18 protein-coding genes and 1 pseudogene are annotated in these 19,297 nt (G+C 71.8%); 8 read left to right on the forward strand and 11 right to left on the reverse strand.

From position 1 onward, the window contains the following. Together KBB57_RS05405 and KBB57_RS05410 are read left to right on the forward strand one after the other, a co-directional pair. Window positions 1–110 (forward strand): annotated as a pseudogene (locus KBB57_RS05405) (IS5/IS1182 family transposase); the annotation flags it as partial. A gap of 153 nt (window positions 111–263) precedes the next feature. Then, window positions 264–1,412 (forward strand): hypothetical protein, encoded by a 1,149-nt coding sequence (locus tag KBB57_RS05410; protein ID WP_290747517.1) that lies wholly within the window; start codon window positions 264–266, stop codon window positions 1,410–1,412. A gap of 458 nt (window positions 1,413–1,870) precedes the next feature. Here KBB57_RS05410 and gyrB read toward each other — a convergent pair whose 3' ends face one another. Together gyrB and KBB57_RS05420 are read right to left on the reverse strand one after the other, a co-directional pair. Beyond that, window positions 1,871–4,288 (reverse strand): DNA topoisomerase (ATP-hydrolyzing) subunit B, encoded by a 2,418-nt coding sequence (gene gyrB, locus KBB57_RS05415; RefSeq protein WP_290747518.1) that lies wholly within the window; start codon window positions 4,286–4,288, stop codon window positions 1,871–1,873. Between the two features lie 155 nt (window positions 4,289–4,443). Continuing rightward, a complete protein-coding gene (locus KBB57_RS05420; RefSeq protein ID WP_290747519.1) occupies window positions 4,444–4,866 on the reverse strand; it encodes a VOC family protein in 423 nt (140 codons plus the stop codon). A 166-nt stretch (window positions 4,867–5,032) separates the two neighbouring features. Between KBB57_RS05420 and ppk2 the strand changes: the two genes are divergently transcribed. Together ppk2 and KBB57_RS05430 are read left to right on the forward strand one after the other, a co-directional pair. After that, window positions 5,033–5,923, forward strand: coding sequence for a polyphosphate kinase 2 (gene ppk2, locus KBB57_RS05425; protein WP_290747520.1), 891 nt, complete (start codon window positions 5,033–5,035; stop codon window positions 5,921–5,923). Between the two features lie 78 nt (window positions 5,924–6,001). Then, on the forward strand, window positions 6,002–7,126 hold the full coding sequence (locus tag KBB57_RS05430) for a class I SAM-dependent RNA methyltransferase (protein ID WP_290747521.1): 1,125 nt from the start codon (window positions 6,002–6,004) through the stop codon (window positions 7,124–7,126). Window positions 7,127–7,451: 325 nt separating this feature from the next. Here the strand turns inward: KBB57_RS05430 and KBB57_RS05435 are convergent, their stop codons facing one another. The 6 genes from KBB57_RS05435 to ligD all read right to left on the reverse strand — a co-directional run bounded on the left by KBB57_RS05435 (window position 7,452) and on the right by ligD (window position 14,432). Then, entirely contained in the window at window positions 7,452–8,384 is a 933-nt protein-coding gene (locus KBB57_RS05435; RefSeq protein ID WP_290747522.1) for an alpha/beta fold hydrolase, read from the reverse strand. Window positions 8,385–8,460: 76 nt separating this feature from the next. Next, entirely contained in the window at window positions 8,461–9,237 is a 777-nt protein-coding gene (locus KBB57_RS05440; RefSeq protein WP_290747523.1) for an exodeoxyribonuclease III, read from the reverse strand. A gap of 6 nt (window positions 9,238–9,243) precedes the next feature. Further along, the gene (locus KBB57_RS05445; protein ID WP_290747524.1) at window positions 9,244–9,864 is read right to left on the reverse strand and encodes an alpha/beta family hydrolase; all 621 of its coding nucleotides are present in this window, start codon (window positions 9,862–9,864) and stop codon (window positions 9,244–9,246) included. Then, the gene (locus KBB57_RS05450; protein ID WP_290747525.1) at window positions 9,861–10,931 is read right to left on the reverse strand and encodes a tetratricopeptide repeat protein; all 1,071 of its coding nucleotides are present in this window, start codon (window positions 10,929–10,931) and stop codon (window positions 9,861–9,863) included. The genes KBB57_RS05445 and KBB57_RS05450 overlap by 4 nt, the downstream gene beginning before the upstream one ends. A 131-nt stretch (window positions 10,932–11,062) precedes the next feature. Continuing rightward, window positions 11,063–11,941: a Ku protein gene (locus KBB57_RS05455; RefSeq protein WP_290747526.1), complete on the reverse strand. Its 879-nt coding sequence runs from the start codon at window positions 11,939–11,941 to the stop codon at window positions 11,063–11,065. Window positions 11,942–11,954: 13 nt separating this feature from the next. Further along, window positions 11,955–14,432 carry a DNA ligase D gene (ligD, locus tag KBB57_RS05460; RefSeq protein ID WP_290747527.1) on the reverse strand — a complete coding sequence of 826 codons (2,478 nt, stop codon included), beginning with the start codon at window positions 14,430–14,432 and terminating at the stop codon, window positions 11,955–11,957. 173 nt (window positions 14,433–14,605) lie between these two features. Between ligD and KBB57_RS05465 the strand changes: the two genes are divergently transcribed. The 4 genes from KBB57_RS05465 (at window position 14,606) to KBB57_RS05480 (ending at window position 16,624) form a co-directional block, all read left to right on the forward strand. Continuing rightward, window positions 14,606–14,896: a nucleotidyltransferase family protein gene (locus tag KBB57_RS05465; protein ID WP_290747528.1), complete on the forward strand. Its 291-nt coding sequence runs from the start codon at window positions 14,606–14,608 to the stop codon at window positions 14,894–14,896. Window positions 14,897–14,916: 20 nt separating this feature from the next. Beyond that, window positions 14,917–15,258 (forward strand): DUF86 domain-containing protein, encoded by a 342-nt coding sequence (locus KBB57_RS05470; RefSeq protein ID WP_290747529.1) that lies wholly within the window; start codon window positions 14,917–14,919, stop codon window positions 15,256–15,258. Window positions 15,259–15,707: 449 nt separating this feature from the next. Beyond that, window positions 15,708–16,166 (forward strand): Hsp20 family protein, encoded by a 459-nt coding sequence (locus KBB57_RS05475; RefSeq protein WP_290747530.1) that lies wholly within the window; start codon window positions 15,708–15,710, stop codon window positions 16,164–16,166. A 188-nt stretch (window positions 16,167–16,354) separates the two neighbouring features. Further along, window positions 16,355–16,624: a hypothetical protein gene (locus KBB57_RS05480; protein WP_290747531.1), complete on the forward strand. Its 270-nt coding sequence runs from the start codon at window positions 16,355–16,357 to the stop codon at window positions 16,622–16,624. Window positions 16,625–16,897: 273 nt separating this feature from the next. Here the strand turns inward: KBB57_RS05480 and KBB57_RS05485 are convergent, their stop codons facing one another. From KBB57_RS05485 to KBB57_RS05495, 3 genes are all read right to left on the reverse strand, one after another. Further along, entirely contained in the window at window positions 16,898–17,365 is a 468-nt protein-coding gene (locus KBB57_RS05485) for a GAF domain-containing protein (RefSeq protein WP_290747532.1), read from the reverse strand. 106 nt (window positions 17,366–17,471) lie between these two features. Further along, complete coding sequence (locus tag KBB57_RS05490) at window positions 17,472–18,821, reverse strand: ammonium transporter (RefSeq protein ID WP_290747611.1); 1,350 nt, start codon at window positions 18,819–18,821, stop codon at window positions 17,472–17,474. Window positions 18,822–18,859: 38 nt separating this feature from the next. Further along, window positions 18,860–19,198, reverse strand: a complete 339-nt coding sequence (locus tag KBB57_RS05495; RefSeq protein ID WP_290747533.1) for a P-II family nitrogen regulator — start codon at window positions 19,196–19,198, stop codon at window positions 18,860–18,862. Between the last annotated feature and the right edge of the window lie 99 nt (window positions 19,199–19,297).

Genomic DNA, 19,297 nt, shown 5'->3' on the forward strand with positions numbered 1-19,297 from the left:
GCTTCTCCAAGCTCAAGCAGTTCCGCCGCGTCGCCACCCGATACGAGAAGACCGCCAGAAACTTCCTCGCCGTCGTCACCATCGCCGCAATCGTCCTATGGGTGCGGTAAGTGTCCACAGCTCCTAGCGGATAGGCCCGGCGCACGAATGAAAAGAGTTAAGATCGATCTTCTGCAGCCTGGGGACATCGTGCTTACCGCCAGGCGAAGCCCGGTAGGCAAGGGCATTCTCAGTTGTCGACGGGAGGGCTGGTCTCGCATGCCATGATCTGCGTGCAACATGGTTCGGTCATCGACTCCACGTCGGAGGGCGTCCAGGCGCGCAACATTCAACGCGAGCTTTTCGGCGCGGGCGAAGAGGTGTTCGCGTTCCGTCTCCGCGAGCCGCTCGATGAGGCGCAAGTGGCGCAGGTCATCGACTTCGCGAGATCGGAAATCGGCGCCCGGTACTCCAACATGGAAGCGGCACGGTCCGTCCTCCGCGGGTCAAAGCCTCGCACAAGGCGCCAGTTTAGTTCGCGGCTGGTCGCCCGGTCGTATGCGAGCGTCGGGATAAAGCTGGTCGGCGACCCGGATTACTGCACGCCCGAGGAGTTGCGCGTCAGCTCCTTGCTTCACGAACTCAGCGACATCACCGAGACCGTCTCGGAGGAGGAGCTTGCCGCGTGGCGCAAGCATCCAAACCCGCTTGATCTGATGCGAGCCAGCCAGAATGCTGTCCTGGCGGCCGCCCGCCGGCTTGACCCTTCTGTCGAGCATCTCGGCGACCTCGATCGGCTCGTTCAGAGTCATCCGGAGTGGGACGCGCAGATTGCGCAGGCCTATCGGGACTCAGGCTATCTCGATATCTGGAGGGCCGATTTCGAGATCAATCCCTGTCACTACGACATTGAGGCAATGGATGAATTTGGCAGTGATGCGACCGCGGCCGACCTGCGGGCGCACTGCGTCTCGACAATCCGGGAGTTCTCCTCCGGCGGTGTTCGTTTCGCGGTTAACCTGAGGCACTACCGCGCTGTTCACTGGGCCTCGAGGCGCGAGACCACCGCTCTGCTGATCGCTCTTTACGAGCAGCTGGTGCGAAGTGATCAGCTGCGTCGTGATACTGCTCTTGCGTGGCTTAGGCTGCACTTCCCGGAAGATGTCGAGCGCCATCTGCAGCGGATCGTCCCGCATTCCGAGCTTTGGTTCTCCATCGTCGATCGCGTGGAGCCTAATCTCGGCGCGATCGCCCGGATGTCCATGTCTCGTGAGGGCTCCTCCGAAGTGTGCTCGTCATGTGGTGACCCCGCCAGCGACTATCGGCTGGTCAACGGCGCCGAGACCATGCCCGGGGTTCCGTCGCTGCGGCTCTGTGACGATTGTGTAGGTATCGGTCGTGAAGGCGGAGAGATGCTCGAACCGCTCTCATGAAGCAGACGTGGGTTTCGATCGGCGCGGGCTGGTATACGTTCGATTGCTCCGGTCGGGTGGCCAGGATGGAGGATCTTGGACACAACCGCGCATGGTGCGTCTCTTTCGGCGGTCGCGCCCATCGGACATCCTTGCCACAGGGATCGACCAAAAACCCAACGAACGAGTGCACTTGCGAACGGCCGCTCTCCACCCGTTTCAACAGGCAAACCATCGCTCGCATGCCGCCTGACCGTGCCGAGATTGATGGGATTGGTTCGTTCCCGATCGCCTCCATCTGCAGCCACTGCCTGTGATGCTTGGCATAGGCGTGTTTTCAGCAATCCTACAATAAACAGCCATGAAAATCAGCGCCACGGACCTTATCCAAAGTATATCCTAAAAGAAGAAGCAACTTTTTCGAAAAACGCAGAACTATGCGCGAAGTGCAACCTTATGCGCGAACCTACACCACCACCTCAGGCGTCGAGGTTCTCCACCGCCAGCGCGTTGGCCTGGATGAACTCGCGGCGGGGCTCGACCTCGTCGCCCATCAGCTTGGCGAAGATGTCGTCGGCGTCGGAGACGTCCTCGACCCGCACCTGCAGCAGCGTCCGCGCCTCCGGGTCGAGCGTCGTCTCCCAGAGCTGCTCGGGGTTCATCTCGCCGAGGCCCTTGTAGCGCTGCAGCGACAGGCCCTTCTCGCCCTCGCGCATCACCGCCTCGAGGAGCTCCGTCGGCCCGTGGATCGGCTGCTCGCGGTCCTTGCGGACCAGCGTCGCCGGCTCGCCGTAGACCTCCTGAAGCGCCGCCGTCATCGCCGCGAGCCGCCGCGCCTCGGCCGAGCGCAGCGCGAAGCCGTCGATCTCGCGCGCCTCCTCGACCCCGCGCAGCACCCGCCACAGGCGCAGGCCGCGGTCCTGCGTCGGCCGCCCCTGCCAGCCGCGCTCGTATTCCGCCGCGATCCGGTCGAGCCGCGTCGCCACCCGGTCCGCCGTCCCCTGCGGGTCGGCGTCGAGCACGCCCTGCACCAGCGCGCCGGCGATCGTCGCCTGCTCGAGGATCGGCCGCGAGTAATGCGTCGGGAACGCCGCCAGCGTGGCGCGCACGGCGCGCGCCTCCTCGACGACGCGGGCGAGGTCGGGCCCGGCGATCGCCGAGCCGTCGCCGAGTCGCAGCGTCGCGCCGTCGATTCCCTGCTCGATCAGGTAGGCCTCGAGCGCCGGCTGGTCCTTCAGGTAGACCTCCGAGCGGCCCCGGCTCACCTTGTAGAGCGGCGGCTGCGCGATGTAGAGATGCCCCGCCTCGATGAGTTGCGGCATCTGGCGGAAGAAGAACGTGAGCAGCAGCGTGCGGATATGCGCGCCGTCCACGTCGGCGTCGGTCATGATGACGACCTTGTGGTAGCGGAGCTTCCCGAGGTTGAACTCGTCCCGCCCGATCCCGGTCCCGAGCGCCGTGATCAGCGTCCCGATCTCTGCGCTCGACAGCATCCGGTCGAACCGCGCCCGCTCGACGTTGAGGATCTTGCCCCGCAGCGGCAGCACCGCCTGGTTCTGCCGCGACCGTCCCTGCTTCGCCGAGCCGCCGGCGCTGTCGCCCTCGACGAGGAAGATCTCCGCCTTGGCCGGATCCTTCTCCTGGCAATCGGCGAGCTTGCCCGGCAGGTTCGCCACGTCCATCGCCGTCTTGCGCCGCGTGAGCTCGCGCGCCTTGCGCGCCGCCTCGCGCGCCAGCGCCGCCTCGACGATCTTGCCGACGACCACGCGCGCCTCGGCCGGGTTCTCCTCGAACCACTCGGCGAGCTTCTCGCCGACGAGGCTCTCCACCGAGGGGCGCACCTCCGACGACACCAGCTTGTCCTTGGTCTGCGACGAGAACTTCGGATCCGGCACCTTGACCGACAGGACGCAGGTCAGCCCCTCGCGGGCGTCGTCGCCGGAGAGGACCACCTTCTCCTTCTTCGCGAGCCCGCTCTCGCCTGCATAGGCGTTGATCGTGCGCGTCAGCGCGCCGCGGAAGCCGGCGAGATGCGTGCCGCCGTCGCGCTGGGGGATGTTGTTGGTGAAGGGCAGCACCGTCTCGTGGTAGCTGTCGTTCCACCAGAGCGCGACCTCGATGCCGATCCCGTCGCGCGTCCCCTCGATCCAGACCGGGGCCTTGATCAGCGGCGTCTTCGACCGGTCGAGCCAGCGCACGAACTCGCGCACCCCGCCGTCGTAGTGCAGCTCGATCTCGACCGGCTCGGCGTGGCGGCGGTCGGTCAGGGTGATGCGCACGCCGGAGTTGAGGAAGGCGAGCTCGCGCAGCCGGTGCTCCAGCGTCTTGAAGACGTAGTCGAGGTTCGAGAACGTGTCGGTCGAGGCGAGGAAGCGCACCTGCGTCCCGCGCTTGCCCTCGGCCGGGCCGACGACCTTCAGGGGCGCCACGGTCTCGCCGCGCTCGAAGCGGACGAAATGCTCGCTGCCGTCGCGCCAGATCCGGAGCTCCAGCCAGTCGGAGAGCGCGTTCACCACGGAGACGCCGACGCCGTGCAGGCCGCCCGAGACCTTGTAGCTGTTCTGGTCGAACTTACCGCCGGCGTGCAGCTGGGTCATGATGACCTCGGCCGCGCTGACGCCCTCGCCCTCGTGGATGCCGACCGGGATGCCGCGGCCGTTGTCGAAGACGCTGACCGAGCCGTCGGCGTGCAGCGTGACGCTCACCCGGTCGGCATGGCCGGCCAAGGCCTCGTCGATGCCGTTGTCGACGACCTCGTAGACCATGTGGTGCAGGCCCGAGCCGTCGTCGGTGTCGCCGATATACATCCCGGGCCGCTTGCGAACGGCCTCCAGGCCCTTGAGGACCTTGATGGAATCAGCGCCGTATTCCTCGGGGGCGCGGGCGGGGTCGGCCATGCTGTCGGGGATCCTCGTCAGTGGTGAGGCAGTCTAGCGGGGCAGGCCGGGGATGTCACGCGCCGCCGCGCCCCGCCGGTGCGCGGTCCCAAATCTTCAAAGGGTTAAGCCTGCGGCCGCCGCCGCGATCCTCGGGGCGGCGACCGCGGGCCGGGTCAGCCGTCCCCGACAGTGCCGTCCGCGGCGATCCCCCAGAACGGGTTCATCGCCAGCTCCCAGACATGGCCGTCGGGGTCGGCGAAGTAGCCGGAATAGCCGCCCCAGAACACCTTCTCCGGCCGCTTCAGCGCCGTCGCGCCGGCCTCCAGCGCCAGCGCGAAGGCCGCGTCCACCTCCGCCTCGGTCGCGAAGTTGCGGGCGAGCGTCGCCGCCCCGGTCCCGAGCCCGGCGCGGTCCCGGCCCTGGTCCCGCGCGAGGTCGTCGATCCCGAAGAGGCAGAGCCGCTGCCCGGCGAGGCGGATGAACGCCACACCCTCCTGCGCCTTGTCGGCCTCCCAGCCCAGCCGCGCGTAGAAGGCCCGGGAGCGGGCGAGGTCGGCGACGCCCAGGGTCACTGCGGTGATCGATCTCGGAAACAAGAGGCAGCCCCTCCCCGGTCGGCTCCCGATCTTCCCGCGGTCCCGGGAGGCGGTCAAGATCGGGAGCCCGGGCCGCCTCCGTTCCGCGGCCCGGAGCCCTCGCGCCGCCGGCCTGATCGTCATAGGATCACGGCGCAGCCCGGACCAGGCAAGGAGATGACGAGGTATGGCGAAGAAGCGTCGCGGCGATGCGCCGGCGGCAGGCGAGGTCCGCGAGAATGTCATCGAGAACGTCGCGGCCGAGGCGGCGTGGCGGCTTCCGGCCCCCGGCGGGCGCAAGCCGAAGGGCGGGTCGCAGGGCTACATCCGCGAGCTGGTCAGGCTCCAGTTCGAGCTGCTGAAGCTCCAGGACTGGGTCAAGCGCGAGAGGCTGCGCGTCGTCGTGGTCTTCGAGGGCCGCGACGCCGCCGGCAAGGGCGGGGTGATCAAGCGCATCTCCGAGAGCCTCAACCCGCGCCACTGCCGCATCGTGGCGCTGGCGTCCCCCACCGAGCGCGAGCGCGGCCAGTGGTACTTCCAGCGCTACGTCGCCCACCTGCCGGCGGCGGGCGAGATCGTGCTCTTCGACCGCTCCTGGTACAACCGCGCCGGGGTGGAGAAGGTCATGGGCTTCTGCACCACGGCCGAGCACGCCGAGTTCCTGCGCGCCGCGCCGCTCTTCGAGGAGATGCTGATCCGCTCCGGCGTGATCCTGATAAAGTACTGGTTCTCGGTCTCCGACGCGGAGCAGGAGCGGCGCTTCCAGGACCGCATCCGCAACCCGATCAAGCGCTGGAAGCTGTCGCCGATGGACGTGAAGTCGCGCGCCCGCTGGGTCGATTACTCGCGGGCCAAGGACGAGATGTTCGCCGCCACCGACACCGACCTGTCGCCCTGGCACGTCGTCGACGCCGACAACAAGAAGCGCGCCCGCCTCAACTGCATCGCCCACCTGCTGCGCCAGATCCCCTACAGGGAGATCGCCCCGGCCAAGGTGCGGCTGGCCCCCCGCCAGAAGGACGACGGCTACGTCCGCCCCGCCAAGGACAGCCAGCGCTGGGTGGAGGCGGTGTACTGATCGGGCGGCGCGGAGCGCAAGCCTGCAACGGCATCAGATGCTCGCGCGTCCGCTCCTTTCCCGCTATGCCCTGGCGCCATGCCGCTCGCGCTCTTCCTCCCCGTCCCGCCCGGCCTCGAGCCCGTCCTGCAGGCCGAGGCCGCGGCGCTCGGGCTCGCGGGGGCGCGGGCGGCGCCCGGGGGCGTCGCGGCGCAGGGGGAATGGCCGGAGGTCTGGCGCGCCAACCTCTGGCTGCGCGGGGCGACCCGGGTTCTGGCGGTGATCGCGGAGTTCCGCGTCCTCCACCTGGCCCAGCTCGACAAGCGCGCCCGCAAGGTCGACTGGGGCGCGACGCTGCGTCCCGACGTTCCCCTGCGCATCGACGTCACGACGCGCAAGTCGCGCGTCTACCATGCCGGCGCGGCGCGGGAGCGCATCGCCACGGCGATCCGCGAGACGCTGGGCGCGCCGGTGGTCGAGGGCGGCTCCGAGGAGGATCCGGGCGCGGCGGTCACGATCCGCGCGCGGATCGAGGACGACCTCTGCACGATCTCCGTCGACACCTCCGGCGAGCCCCTGCACCGGCGCGGCCACAAGCAGCAGGTCAACGCCGCGCCGATGCGCGAAACCATGGCGGCGCTCTTCCTCGCCGCCTGCGGCTACCGGGGAGACGCGCCGGTCTATGACCCGATGTGCGGGTCGGGGACGTTCCCGATCGAGGCGGCCGAGATCGCGCTCGGCCTCGCGCCCGGCCGCTCGCGGAGCTTCGCCTTCGAGCGGCTCGCGAGCTTCGATCCCGGGGCCTGGGCGGCGATGCGCGCCGCGGCGGCAGAGGCGCGGCGCGAGACGCCGCTCGCCTTCCACGGCTCCGACCGCGACGCCGGCGCGGTGGCGATGAGCCGCGCCAACGCCGAGCGCGCCGGGGTGGCGGCGGTCACGGCGTTCCGCCAGGCGGCGATCAGCGACGCAAGGCCGCCCGACGGCCCGCCCGGCCTCGTCATGGTCAACCCGCCCTACGGCGCGCGGCTCGGCCAGCCGGGCCAACTGCGGCCGCTCTACGCGGCGCTCGGCGCGACGCTGGCGGCGCGCTTCGCGGGCTGGCGGGTGGGCCTGATCGCCGCCGACCCCGGCCTCGTGCGCGCGACCGGGCTCCCCTTCGAGCCCCCGGGGCCGCCGGTCCCCCACGGGCCGCTCAAGGTGCGGCTCCACCAGGTCACACTATAGTGAATATCGTTTAATATCGGCCAGATGGCCCCTTCACCCGTGTGCGAGCACACTGCACGACAGTGGAACGGAAGCCCGGCCGGGAGCAGGCCGCGACGCCGCAGCCAGACGGATTTGACCCGTGGCAAATCCGTCCGCGATCGCCCCTGCGGGGGGCGAGCGCGATTCCGCGCTCGCCGGGGCGACCACGGACGGATGGCGCGCTTCCGGAGAAATCTTCACCCCTCACGGCTTCCGCGCGCAACCGCGCTCCAGCCGTCGGCGCGGCGAAAGCCGTGCTTTCGCTTGTCGCGCCGGGCCTCGCGGGCAAGCCCGCTTCGGTCGCTCAAGGCCCCGTGGAGCCAGCAGGACAGGCAGGCGTCGTGCAGTGTGGCGCGCGAAGCCGCGCCGCCGGCAGGCCGAGGACGAAGTCGGCGACGTCGTCGCGGACCACCTTGCCGTGCAGGTCGCGGAACAGCCAGTGCCAGCCCTCGGGGTAGAGCCGCCAGCCGGCGGCGGCGGGGATGCGGTCGTGGACGCTCTCGACCCGGTCGGGGCGGAGGATCTCGTCATGGGCGCCCATCAGCGTCAGCGTCGGGGTCTCCACCTCCGGCGCGGCGGCGGCGGCCATGTCCATGATCCGCACGAGGCCCCAGAGCTCCCGGCTCGACGGGTCGCCGAAGAACCGCGGATCGGCGAGCGCCCGGCGGATCGCGTCGAGGTTGTCGGTCGGGCTGATCTCGACCACGCCGTCGCCGGTCCAGCGCTTCTCCGGCGCGACCGTCGCGATGGCCCAGGCCCCGGCCCGCAGCACCGGGTTCAGCGCGTCGCCCCCGGCGATGGCGGGCCCGGCCAGCACGATCGCGTCGGCGTCGAGGCCCTGCGCCGCCGCGGCCAGCGCCACGCCGCCCCCCATCGAGTGCCCGACCACCACGAGCGGCACGCCCGGGTTACGGGCCCGGACGATGCGCGAGAGCTGGACCGCGTCGGAGACCAGCGCCTCGGGCCCCGGCCAGCGCCGCCAGCTCGGGTTCGCCCCGAAGCCGCGCTGGTCCGGGGCATAGACGGCGATGCCGCGGGCGGCCCAGTCGCGCGCGGCGCCTTCCCAGGCGGTCGCCCCCGTATCCCCGAACCCGTGCAGCGCAAGGATCGCCGCCCGCGTCTCCCCCCGCGCCGGCCAGGACCGCAAGGTCACGTGCGGGTCCGCAGTCGGCGGCGCCGCGCAGGCGGCGAGCCCGAGCAGGGCGACGGCGAGGAAGGCGAGTTTCAGGCGGTTCATCTGGTTCGTTCCGTCGGGGCGGCGGCGGCGCGACAGGCCCGCCGCGGGCGGCGCAGCGGGCGCGGGCGAGCGGGAGTCATCGCGGGGCGAGCTCGATCCAGGCGGGGGCGTGGTCGCTGGCGTCCGGCTCCCCCCGGGCGGCGCGGTCGACGCCGCCGCGGCGCAGCCGCCGCGCGGCCTCCGGGCTGAGGAGCAGGTGGTCGAGCCGCATCCCGGCGTCGCGCTCCCAGCGGTTCCGGCGGTAGTCCCAGAAGGTGTAGAACACCGCCTCCGGCTCGAGCCGCCGCAGCGCGTCGGTCCAGCCGTCGGCGAGGAAGCCGGCGAAGGCGGCGCGGGGGCCGGGCTGGACCAGCGCGTTGTCGTCGTAGGAGCGGGTCGGATAGACGTCGCGCGGCTCCGGCGCGACGTTCCAGTCGCCGGCCAGCACCACCGGCACGCCGGCGGCGAGGAGGCCGGCCGCATGGGCGCGCAGTCGGTCCATCCAGGCGAGCTTGTAGTCGAATTTCGGCCCCGGCTGCGGGTTGCCGTTCGGGGCGTAGAGCGAGGCGACCAGCACCCCGCGCACCGCGGCCTCGACATAGCGGGGCTGGCGGTCGTCGGGATCGCCGGGCAGTTCGGCTCGGGTCGGCACCGGCTCGGCCCCGCGGGCGAGGATCGCCACGCCGTTCCAGCTCCGCTGCCCGCGCCAGACCGCGGCATAGCCGGCCTCGGCCAGCGCGTCGGCGGGAAAATCCGGCTCGGCGACCTTCAGCTCCTGCAGGCAGACCACGTCCGGCCGCGTCGCCGCCAGCCAGGCGAGCAGGTTCGGCAGCCGCCGGACGACGTTGTTGACGTTGAAGGTCGCGATCCGCATCGGGCCTCACGCCAGCCGCGCGACCCAGCCCGCGATGGCGGCGGCGAGCTGGCGGCGGCGCCCGGCGGCGGAGACGCCGGTGACCGACTTGCGCGGCGCGAGGTCGTGGTCGCCGTCCTCGAACCACAGGACCTCGATCGCGGGGGAGAGCGCGTAGGTCGCGACCTCTTCCCTGCCGCCGAACGGGTCGCGGGTCCCCTGGCAGATCAGCGTCGGCGTGGCGAGCCCGGCGAGGTGGCCGGTGCGGGTCTGCGCCGGCTTGCCCGGCGGGTGGAACGGATAGCCGAGGCAGACGAGCCCCGCCGGTCCGATCGCGTCGGCCGCCATCGAGGCGACCCGCCCGCCCAGCGACTTGCCGCCGATGATCAGCCGCCCCGGGAAGGCGAGCGCGGCGACGGCCGCCTCGAACTCCGGAATCAGCGTCTCCCCGCGCGGCGGCGGCCGGCGCTCGCCGCGGCGGCGGGCGGCCATGTAGGCGAACTCGAAGCGGGCGACGGCGAGGCCCTCGGCGACCAGCGCCGCGGTCAGCGCGTTCATCCACGGGCTGTCCATCGCCGCGCCGGCCCCGTGGGCGAGGAGCAGCGTCGCTGCGGCGTCCGCCGGGCCGTCGCGCAGGAATTCGGTCATCTCCCGCCCCGGGCGAGGGCGACGAAGGTGAGCCCGCGCTCGGCGGCGCGCGCCCATTCCGAGGTGGCGTCGAGCTCGAGGTAGCGCCGCCACCAGCGCTCCGCCGCGGCGAGGTCGCCGGCCTCGAGCTCCAGCGTGGCGAGGTTGTAGACCGCGTCGGCGTAGTCCGGGTCCGCCGCGATGGCGCGGGCGAGCTGCGATCGCGCGGCGGCGACGCGGCCGCGGGCGCGGGTGAGGCCGGCGAGGTTGAACCAGGCCTCGACGAAGCCCGGGTCGAGCTTCACGGCGCGCACGTAGCCGCGCTCGGCCTCGGCGGTCTCGCCGAGCAGGCGCAGGCAGTTGGCGCGGTTGAAGGCGGCGGCAGCGTCCGCCGGGTCGAGCGCGAGGCAGCGGGCGTAGGCCGCCTCCGCCTCGGCGAGCCGCCCGTCGTCCTCCGCTTCCTCGGCCTCGGCGAAGAGCGCGTCGGGCGTGGCGCCCGGGCCGCCGAGGTCGAGCAGGAGCTGGCCGTCGAGCTCGGAGAGCCGGTCCGCGCCGTCGCGGGCGAGGATGGCGCGCCCCTGCCGCTCCAGCGCCCGGGCGGGCAGCGACGCGCGGCAGGCGCCGCGCAGCGACCGCGCGATCTCGCCCCAGCCCGCGCCCTCGGCGAGCAGTCCCGCATATTTGCGCGCGAGGATGAGGTCGCGCAGCCCGAAGGGCGCGAACGGCGCCTCGAAGGCGTCGAAGAGGCGCAGCAGCCGCAGGTCGGCCGCCGGCAGCCGCGACTTCGCGGCAAGCTCGGCCTCCGTCATCCCGGCGGCGGCGGGCGCCGGCGCGAGGCCGAGCGCGGCGAGGAACCCCGTCTCGGAAAGGAGCGCCCGCCCCGCCTCCGCCTCCGTGGCGACCCGCGCGGCGAGGGCGGCGTCGTCCCGCCGGTCGAGAAGGCCGCGGCCGAGGACCAGATGGGTCACGCCCCGGTCCGCCCCGCGCCGCAGCCGCGCGCCCGCAGCGGCGGCGGCCCGGGCGGCGAGGCGCCGGGGAAAGGCGGCGAGCGGCCCGAGAAGGCCATAGACCGGAGCGCCCTGCGTCATGCCCCCTGCCTACAGGATCGCCCGCCCCCCTCGCCAGCCCCGTTCGCCCCGAGGATGAACGGCCGGCGGTCTGGTCCGGGCCGGCGGGACGCCGTGGCCGCGCCCACCGTCCGGAGCGGGGCCAGCTGCGATCAGGCCTTCGCCTTGGCCGGCGCCCGGCGGGCGCGGGGGGCGGGCTTCGCCTCCGCCTCGGCGGCGGGCTTCTCCTCCGCCTTGCTGCGGCTCTTCGCCGGCGGCTTGGACTGGCCGAGCGACTGCTTCAGCGCGTCCATCAGGTTGACCACGTTGCCGCGCTCCGGGGCCGCGGCGATGATCGGCTTGTGGCCCTTCAGCTTCTCCTTGATCATCGTCATCAGGGCCTTCTCGTAGCGGTCCTCGTAGGCCGCGGGGTCGAACCTCGTCTCCTTCTGCTCGATCAGCTTCTCGGCCAGCGCCAGCATCTCCGGGTCGGGCTTCTCGTCGGGGATCGAGTCGAAATAGGCCGCCGTCCCGCGCACCTCGCCCGGGTTCCTCAGGACGGAGACGAACATCCCCTTCCCGCGCGGACCGATCGTCACCACCCGCTCGCGCGAGGAGAGCACCAGCCGGGCGATGGCGAGCTTGCCGGACTTGCGCATCGCCTCGCGCAGCACGATGAACGTCTCCTCCGCCATCGCGCCGTCGGGGGCGAGGTAGTAGGGGCTGTCCTGCCAGACGACGTCGACCGAGCCCTGGTCGACGAAGGCCTCGATCGCCATCGTGTGGTTGGTCTCGATCTTGACCGCCTCGAGGTCCTCGTCGTCGACGATGATGTACTTCTTGTCCTCGTACTCGTAGCCGCGCACCAGGTCGGCGCGGTCGACGAGGCCGAGCTCGGGGTCGACCGGCTTCATGTTGATGCGATTGTGGGTCTTCCTGTGGAGCTGGTTGAAGCGCACCCGCTCGGAGGAGCTGGTCGCCGGGTAGAGCCGCACCGGGCAGCTCACGAGGCTCAGCTTCAGGTAGCCGGTCCAGCTCGCCCTCGGGGCCATGTCGTCTCTCCCGTCATAGCGCGGCGGGCAGCTCCCGGGCGGAAGCGTCGATGTCGGCCCAGGGATCGCCGCTCGCCGCGATCAACTCCGGGACGGAAACATAGTTCAGATCCGCCGGCGCGTCGACGTTTCCGAGGTTTTCCCACGAGATCGGCGTCGAGGCGGGCAGGTTGTTGCGCGCCCGCAACGAATAGGGGGCCACCGCGGTGGCGCTGCGGGCGTTGCGGTGGAAGTCGATGAAGATCCGGCCCTTGCGGTTCTCCGGACCCTGCGTCGTGGTGAAGAGGTCCGGCGCGGTCGCGGCGATGCGCCTCGCCAGCGCGCCGGTCGCCTCGTGGATCGCCTTCCAGTCGGCGCGCGGCACGAGCGGCACGACGACGTGGACGCCCTTGCCGCCGGTGGTCTTGACGAAGGGCGCGAGCCCCGCCTCCGTCAGCACGTCGCGGACCTGCTGCGCGGCCTCGGTGACCACGCGCCAGTCGACGCCCTCGCCGGGGTCGAGGTCGAAGGTCACGCGGTCGGGGGTCTCGATCGCCTCGCGATGGCAGCCCCAGGCGTGCAGCTCGATCACCCCGAACTGCGGCAGCGCGAGGTAGCCGCGGGCGTCCTCGACGCTGATGTAGGTCTTGGGGCCGTCCGAGGTCTCGACCTCGAAGCGGGCGATCGTCGGCGGCATCCCGGTGAAGGCGTGGCGCTGGAAGAAGCAGTCGCCGGGCTTGCCCGTCGGGCAGCGGAAGAGGCTGACGGGCCGGCCGAGCAGGTGCGGCAGCATCGCGTCGCCGACGGCGGCGTAGTAGACGGCGACGTCGAGCTTGGTCGGCCCCGCGCGGCCGAAGAGGCGCCGCTTCGGGTTGGTGATCGTCACCGAGGCGAGGTCGGCCTCGGAGATCAGGCGCGGGCGCGGCAGGCCCGCGGGCAGGTCGGCGAGCTTCATCTCGCGCAGTCCCTTGAAGACGGCGTGGCGGAGCAGGCCCTCGCCGGTGCGGTTCGAGTAGTGGATATGGGCCGTCAGCAGCGGCCGGACAGGGACGACGTCGCGCGGCGCGCCGTCGAGGGGGGCGGCGCCGGCGGCGAGGGGCTCGAGGCGGGCGAGGAGGTCGGCGATCGTCGCGGCGTCGAAGCCGGTCCCGACCTTGCCGCGATAGCGGAGCTCGCCCTCCTCCCACTCGCCGAGCGCCAGCGCGCCGAGCCCGCCGTTGACGGCGGAGCGGCTGAAGCCGGCGACGGGGAAATCGTCGACGGCCCGCGCCTTGGCCTTGACCCAGGTCCGCGACCGGCCGGGGTGGTAGGGCGCGTCGGCGCGCTTGGAGACGACGCCCTCGAGGCCCATCTCGGCGGCGCGGTCGAAGAAGGCGGCCCCGTCGCCCTCGAGATGGTCGGAGAGCTGCAACGCCGAGCGGGGGCCGAGCGGGCGGATCAGCTCGGCGAGCAGCGCCTTGCGGCGGGCGAGGGGCGCGCCGGTCAGGTCCCAGCCGGCGAGCCACGGCAGGTCGAAGGCGAAGAAGGTGAGCGCATGGCTGTCGTGGCGCGAGAGCGCGTCCTGCAGCATCTCGAAGCGGCTCACCCCCTTCGCGTCGAGGACGAGCACCTCGCCGTCGATCAGCGCGTCCGGCAGCGGGGCGAAGGCCTCGGCGAGGGCGCCGTAGCGCCTGGTCCAGTCGAGGCCGCCGCGGGTGATCATGCGGACCGCGCCGCCCTCGACGCGGGCGAGCGTCCGGTAGCCGTCGAGCTTGATCTCGTGGAGCCAGTCCGGCCCGGACGGCGGCGCCTCGACGGCCTCGGCGAGCTGCGGCGCGAGGGTCGCGGGCGGCGGGGCCTTGACGGCGCCGGGCAGCGCGCCGGGGCGGAGGCGGGCGGGCTTCGCCGGCTTCGCGGCCGGGCGCGGCGGATCCGGGCGCAGCTCCTCGATGCGCCGGCCGGACTTCACCGATTCCGGGCGGGCGGCCAGGATGTCGACGCCCGGCTCGGCGGAGGGGTCGCGCTCCTTGAAGAGGAGCCAGTTGCGCTTCTTCTCGCCCGCCTTCGGCTTCAGGCGGGCGAGCATCCAGCCGCCGTGGAGCTTCTCTCCGGCGAGGCGGAACTTGAAGGCCCCCCGGGCCAGCGCGGCGGCGGGGTCGGGCTCCATCGGGGCCCAGACGCCGGCGTCCCAGACGATCATCGGCCCGCCGCCGTACGCGCCCTCGGGGATGACGCCCTCGAAGTCGATATACTCGACCGGGTGGTCCTCGGTCTCGACGGCGAGGCGCTTGTCGGCGGGATCGAGCGAGGGGCCCTTGGGGACGGCCCAGCTCTTCAGCACGCCGTCGAGCTCGAGCCGCAGGTCGTAGTGGTCGGCGGTGGCGTGGTGCTTGTGGACGACGAAGCGCGAGCCGGGCGGCGGCGCGGCGGCGCCCTTCGGCTCGGCGGTGCGGCCGAAATCGCGCTTGCCCCGGTAGGTGTCGAGCCTGTCCGCCACGGGAGCGAGGGTAGGGCGGGCCGGCTCCTCCGGCAAGCGGCGGCTCCGGCGGCCTCGCCGTCGCGGAAATGTCGAAGACCGCGCTTCCGGGGGAACGACCAAGATACCCCGCAGAGGGAGGTGTTGCGAACCTCGGCGATAGGGTCCATCACGTTCGGCGTCTTGCTGATATCCACGCGAACGCGTCGAGCCGAGCCGGGAGGACGTCCATGAAACCATCGGTCGCCCTCAGGAGCCACCGGCCCGCCATCCGGCAGATCGTCGAGGCCAACCGCGCGAGAAACGCCCGGGTTTTCGGCTCGGTCGCGGCCGGCGAGGATTCCGAAGGCAGCGATCTCGACATCCTCGTCGATCCTACGCCGGAGACGACGCTCTTCGACATCGGCGCGATCCGGAGCGAGCTGGGCCAGCTGCTCGGCGTGAGCGTCGATGTCCTGACCCCCGATGCGCTTCCGGCCCGGATCAGAGGCGCCGTCGTGGCGGAAGCGGTGCCGGTGTGAAGCGGGGGACCCTCCGCCTCGTGGACTATCTGGAGCACATCCTCGAGGCCATCGGGCGCGTCGAGCGCTATACCGCGGACCTAGCCAGCGAGACCTTCGTCGAGGATGACAGGACGCAGGACGCGGTGATCCGAAACCTCGAGATCATCGGCGAGGCGTGCCGCAACATCGAGCGACACGTTCCGGGCTTTTCCGCGCAGCATCCGGACTTCCCGCTGAAGGCCGCTGTCGAGATGCGGAACGTCCTCTCGCATGGCTATTTCGGCGTCGATCTGGGCGTCGTTTGGAGGACGGTTCAGACGAACCTGCCGGAGCTCCGGCGACAGGTCCAGGAGATCCTGGCGGAGCTCTCTCGCGACTGACTGCCGGCGCTTGCCGGCGGGGGCGCAGAACTGCCCTGAGGGCTTTTGGGGAAGGGGCGGCTCCCGGCCGCGCTTGCGCCGACTCCGGAGCGCAAGGTGCCCGTCGATCCCCAGGCAGTCGCCCTTCCGTCGCAAATGTCCCGCAGCTCGACGCTGATCAAGTGGATGATATATATCCACAAAGTCGTTACCTAACCGGTTGCCGACAGGCTCGCCGGCCCGGGGTCGTCCAGCCCGGTTCCCGGGGCCGCGGAGACGGGGGCGGGGGGCGCGCTCGCGCTTACGGCCCTGTGAAGCAAGCTCCGTGCCAGCGGGGCCTTGAAGCCGTCCGGCGGGGCGCCCATGTCCCGGTCGTCCGGGGCCGCGGAGCGGACCGGACGCAAGACAGGAGGGCCAGTCCGCCATGGATGGCCCGAGCCATGTGTCGCTTCTTGGAGGATGCACCCACCATGCGTTTCGATCTCACGCCGCTCTATCGCTCCACCGTCGGCTTCGACCGCCTCGCGTCGATCCTCGACCAGGTGACCGCCGCGGACGCCGCGCAGTCCACCTATCCGCCCTACAACATCGAGAAGACCGGCGATAACGCCTGGCGCATCACCGTCGCCGTCGCCGGCTTCGCCGAGGACGAGATCGCGATCGAGAGCCGCGAGGGCGTGCTCGTCGTGGCCGGCCGCAAGGCCGAGGCCGAGGAGAAGGAGGGCCGGTCCTTCCTGCACCGCGGCATCGCCACCCGCGCCTTCGAGCGTCGCTTCCAGCTCGCCGACCACGTCCGCGCCGACAGCGCCAGCGTCGAGAACGGCCTCCTGCACATCGAGCTCGTCCGCGAGGTCCCCGAGGCGCTGAAGCCGCGCAAGATCGCCATCGGCAAGGCCGAGGCCGGCGTCGTCGAGGCCCGGGCGGCCTGACGACCGGGGCGGGCGCCACGCCCGTCGCGAGAGCCCGCCGATCCCCCGATCGGCGGGCTTTTTCGCGCGCCAGGCGGCGCGCCTTCGCGCATGGCGCGTGTCGGGGGTTGCCACGGGGCGCCGCGGAGCCAAATGGTCGCGGGGCGGGCAGGACGGCCCGCCAGTGATTCCCAGGGGGACGCAGGCACATGAGTCAGCGAAACATGATCATCGCGGCGGTCATCGTCGTGGTGTTGGTCATTCTCTTCTACAGCATGCGCGGCGGCGAGGAGCCGGCGCCGGCCCCGGCCGCGCCTGCGACGACCGAGGCGCCTGCGGCGCCCGCTCCGGCTCCCGCGGCTCCGGCCGAGACCGCCCCGGCCGCTCCTGCTCCGGCCGAGCCCGCCGCGCCGGCCGCCCCCGCCGAGACGGCGCCGGCCGCCCCCGCTCCGGCCGGCCAGGCCCCGGCGAACAACTGACGCAGCCGCGCCGGGCGGGGCCACCCGCCCGGCGCGCGCGCCGGCGACAACGAGAGCCGGGCGGGCCTCATCCCCACAGACGGCGGCGATCCCGGAGGGCAGCGCGGAGGCCGCTCCGCCTCGCACCCCGCCTGCCGGCAACGTTCTCTTCGCCCTGCGACGGCGATGCATCGCGCCGGGCGTCGCGCCGGAGCGTTGGGGCGAGGCAATCCGCGGGGAACGCGCTCGCCCCGGCGCTGGAGCGCCCGGGAGCGAACCGGCGAGCCTCTGGCGTCACCCGAGGCCGGCGCGGGCGAAGACCGCGCGGACGATGGCCTCGAGCGCGACGGCGTCCGCTTCGTCGAAGGCCGCCGGCGTGTCGCTGTCGACGTCGAGGACGGCGATCAGCCGGCCGGCCGCGTCGTGGACCGGGACGACGATCTCCGAGCGGGTCGAGGCGGCGCAGGCGATGTGGCCGGGGAAGGCGTCGACGTCGCGCACCACCTGCGTCCGCCCCTCGCGCGCCGCCGCGCCGCAGACGCCGCGCGCGAAGGGGATGACGAGGCAGCCATGCCCGCCCTGGTAGGGCCCGATCTTCAGGACTTCCGGCGCGACGACCCGGTAGAAGCCCACCCAGTCGAACCCCTCGACCCCGTGGAACAGCTCGCAGGCCACCGTCGCCATCAGCGCCACGGGGTCGTCCTCGCCCGCGACGAGCGCGTCGATCCGGGCGGCGATCTCGGGGTAGGGGCGGGCGGTCATGCGGCGATCCTCGCCCCCCGCGCCGCAAAAGAAAAGCCCGGCGGAAGGCCGCCGGGCGAGGTGGGGTCGGGGCCGCCGGAACGGCCCGGCCCGGGGGAAACGTCCGTCACATCACGTAGGCGCGCTCGCCGTGCTCGGCGAGGTCGAGACCCTCGCGCTCGGTCTCGGCCGCGACGCGCAGCCCGACGATCATGTCGACCACCTTGTAGAGGATGAAGGACACCACGCCGCACCAGACGATGGTGACCAGCACGGCCTGGATCTGCACCATCACCTGGCCGGACATGGTCTGCCCCTCGGCGTAGCCGACGCCGCCGAGGCCGCCGGAGGCGAAGACCCCGGTCAGCACCGCGCCGACGATCCCGCCGATGCCGTGGACGCCGAAGACGTCGAGGCTGTCGTCGTAGCCGGCCTTCTCCTTCACCACCTGCACGAAGAAGTAGCAGCAGGCCGAGGCGATCAGCCCGAGGAAGATCGCGCCCACCGGGCCGACGAAGCCCGCGGCCGGGGTGACGGCGACGAGCCCGGCGACCATGCCCGACGCGGCGCCGAGCATCGAGGCCTTGCCCCGGGTCATCGCCTCGATCGCCGACCAGCCGATGATCGCGCCGGCCGTCGCGGTGAAGGTGTTGAGCATCGCGAGCGCCGCGCCGCCGCCGGCCGAGAGCGCCGAGCCGGCGTTGAAGCCGAACCAGCCGACCCACAGGATGGCGGAGCCGACCATGGTCAGCGTCATCGAGTGGGGCGCCATGATCTCCTTCTTGTAGCCGATGCGCGGCCCGATCACGAGCGCGCCCACCAGCGCGGCGACGCCGGCGTTGATGTGGACGACCGTGCCGCCCGCGAAGTCCATCGCGCCCCAGCCGAAGTAGAGGCCGTTCGCGTCCCAGGCCATGTGGGCGACCGGGAAGTAGACGATCGTCACCCACAGGATCATGAAGAGCACGACCGCCGAGAACCTCATCCGCTCGGCGAAGCCGCCGACGATCAGCGCCGGCGTGATGCAGGCGAAGGTCATCTGGAAGGCGATGAACACGAGCTCGGGGATGGTGCCCGATTCCGAGTCGGGCGTGACTCCGGAGAGGAAGACCTTGCCGAAGCCGCCGAAGAACGCGCTTTCCGAGCCGCCGAACGAGAACGAGTAGCCGTAGAGGACGTAGATCACCATGACGACCGCGGTGATCAGCGTGCACTGCATCAGCACGGAGAGCATGTTCTTCGCCCGCACGAGCCCGCCGTAGAACAGCGCCAGCCCCGGCAGGATCATGAACAGCACGAGCAGCGTCGACGTCAGCATCCAGGCCGTGTCGCCGCTGTTGAGCGCGGAGACGGTCTCCTCGACCACCGGGTCGAGCGCCGGCGTCGTCTCCGTCGCCTCCTGGGCGAACGCGAGCGTCGCCGGCAGCGCGGCGGCGAGCACGGCCCCGAGGCCGAAGGATTTCAACAGGTCCCGCATGTAGCTATGCCTCATCGATTCGAGTTTCTTGCCCGCGCTCACAGCGCCTCCTCCCCCGTCTCGCCCGTGCGGACGCGGAGGGCCTGCTCGACGTCGAGGACGAAGATCTTGCCGTCGCCGATCTTGCCGGTGCGCGCCGCGGCGGCCAGCGCGTCGACCACCTGGGGCACCACGCGCTCGGCGACGACCAGCTCGAGCTTGAGCTTGGGCACGAAGTTCACCACGTACTCCGCGCCGCGGTAGATCTCGGTATGGCCGGACTGGCGGCCGTACCCCTTGACCTCGGAGACCATCAGGCCCTGCACGCCGATGGAGGTCAGCGCCTCGCGCACCTCCTCGAGCTTGAAGGGCTTGATGACCGCAACGATCATTTTCATAGACGTCCTCACAGATACCCGTCCGCGGCGCGCCTGGACACACAGGGAGCGAAGCAAGTCCCGTGCCAGCTTTGGCGGCCCCGGGAAGATGCCCGAAAA

Source organism: Amaricoccus sp., from assembly GCF_017993425.1.
Classification (GTDB): Bacteria; Pseudomonadota; Alphaproteobacteria; order Rhodobacterales; family Rhodobacteraceae; genus Amaricoccus.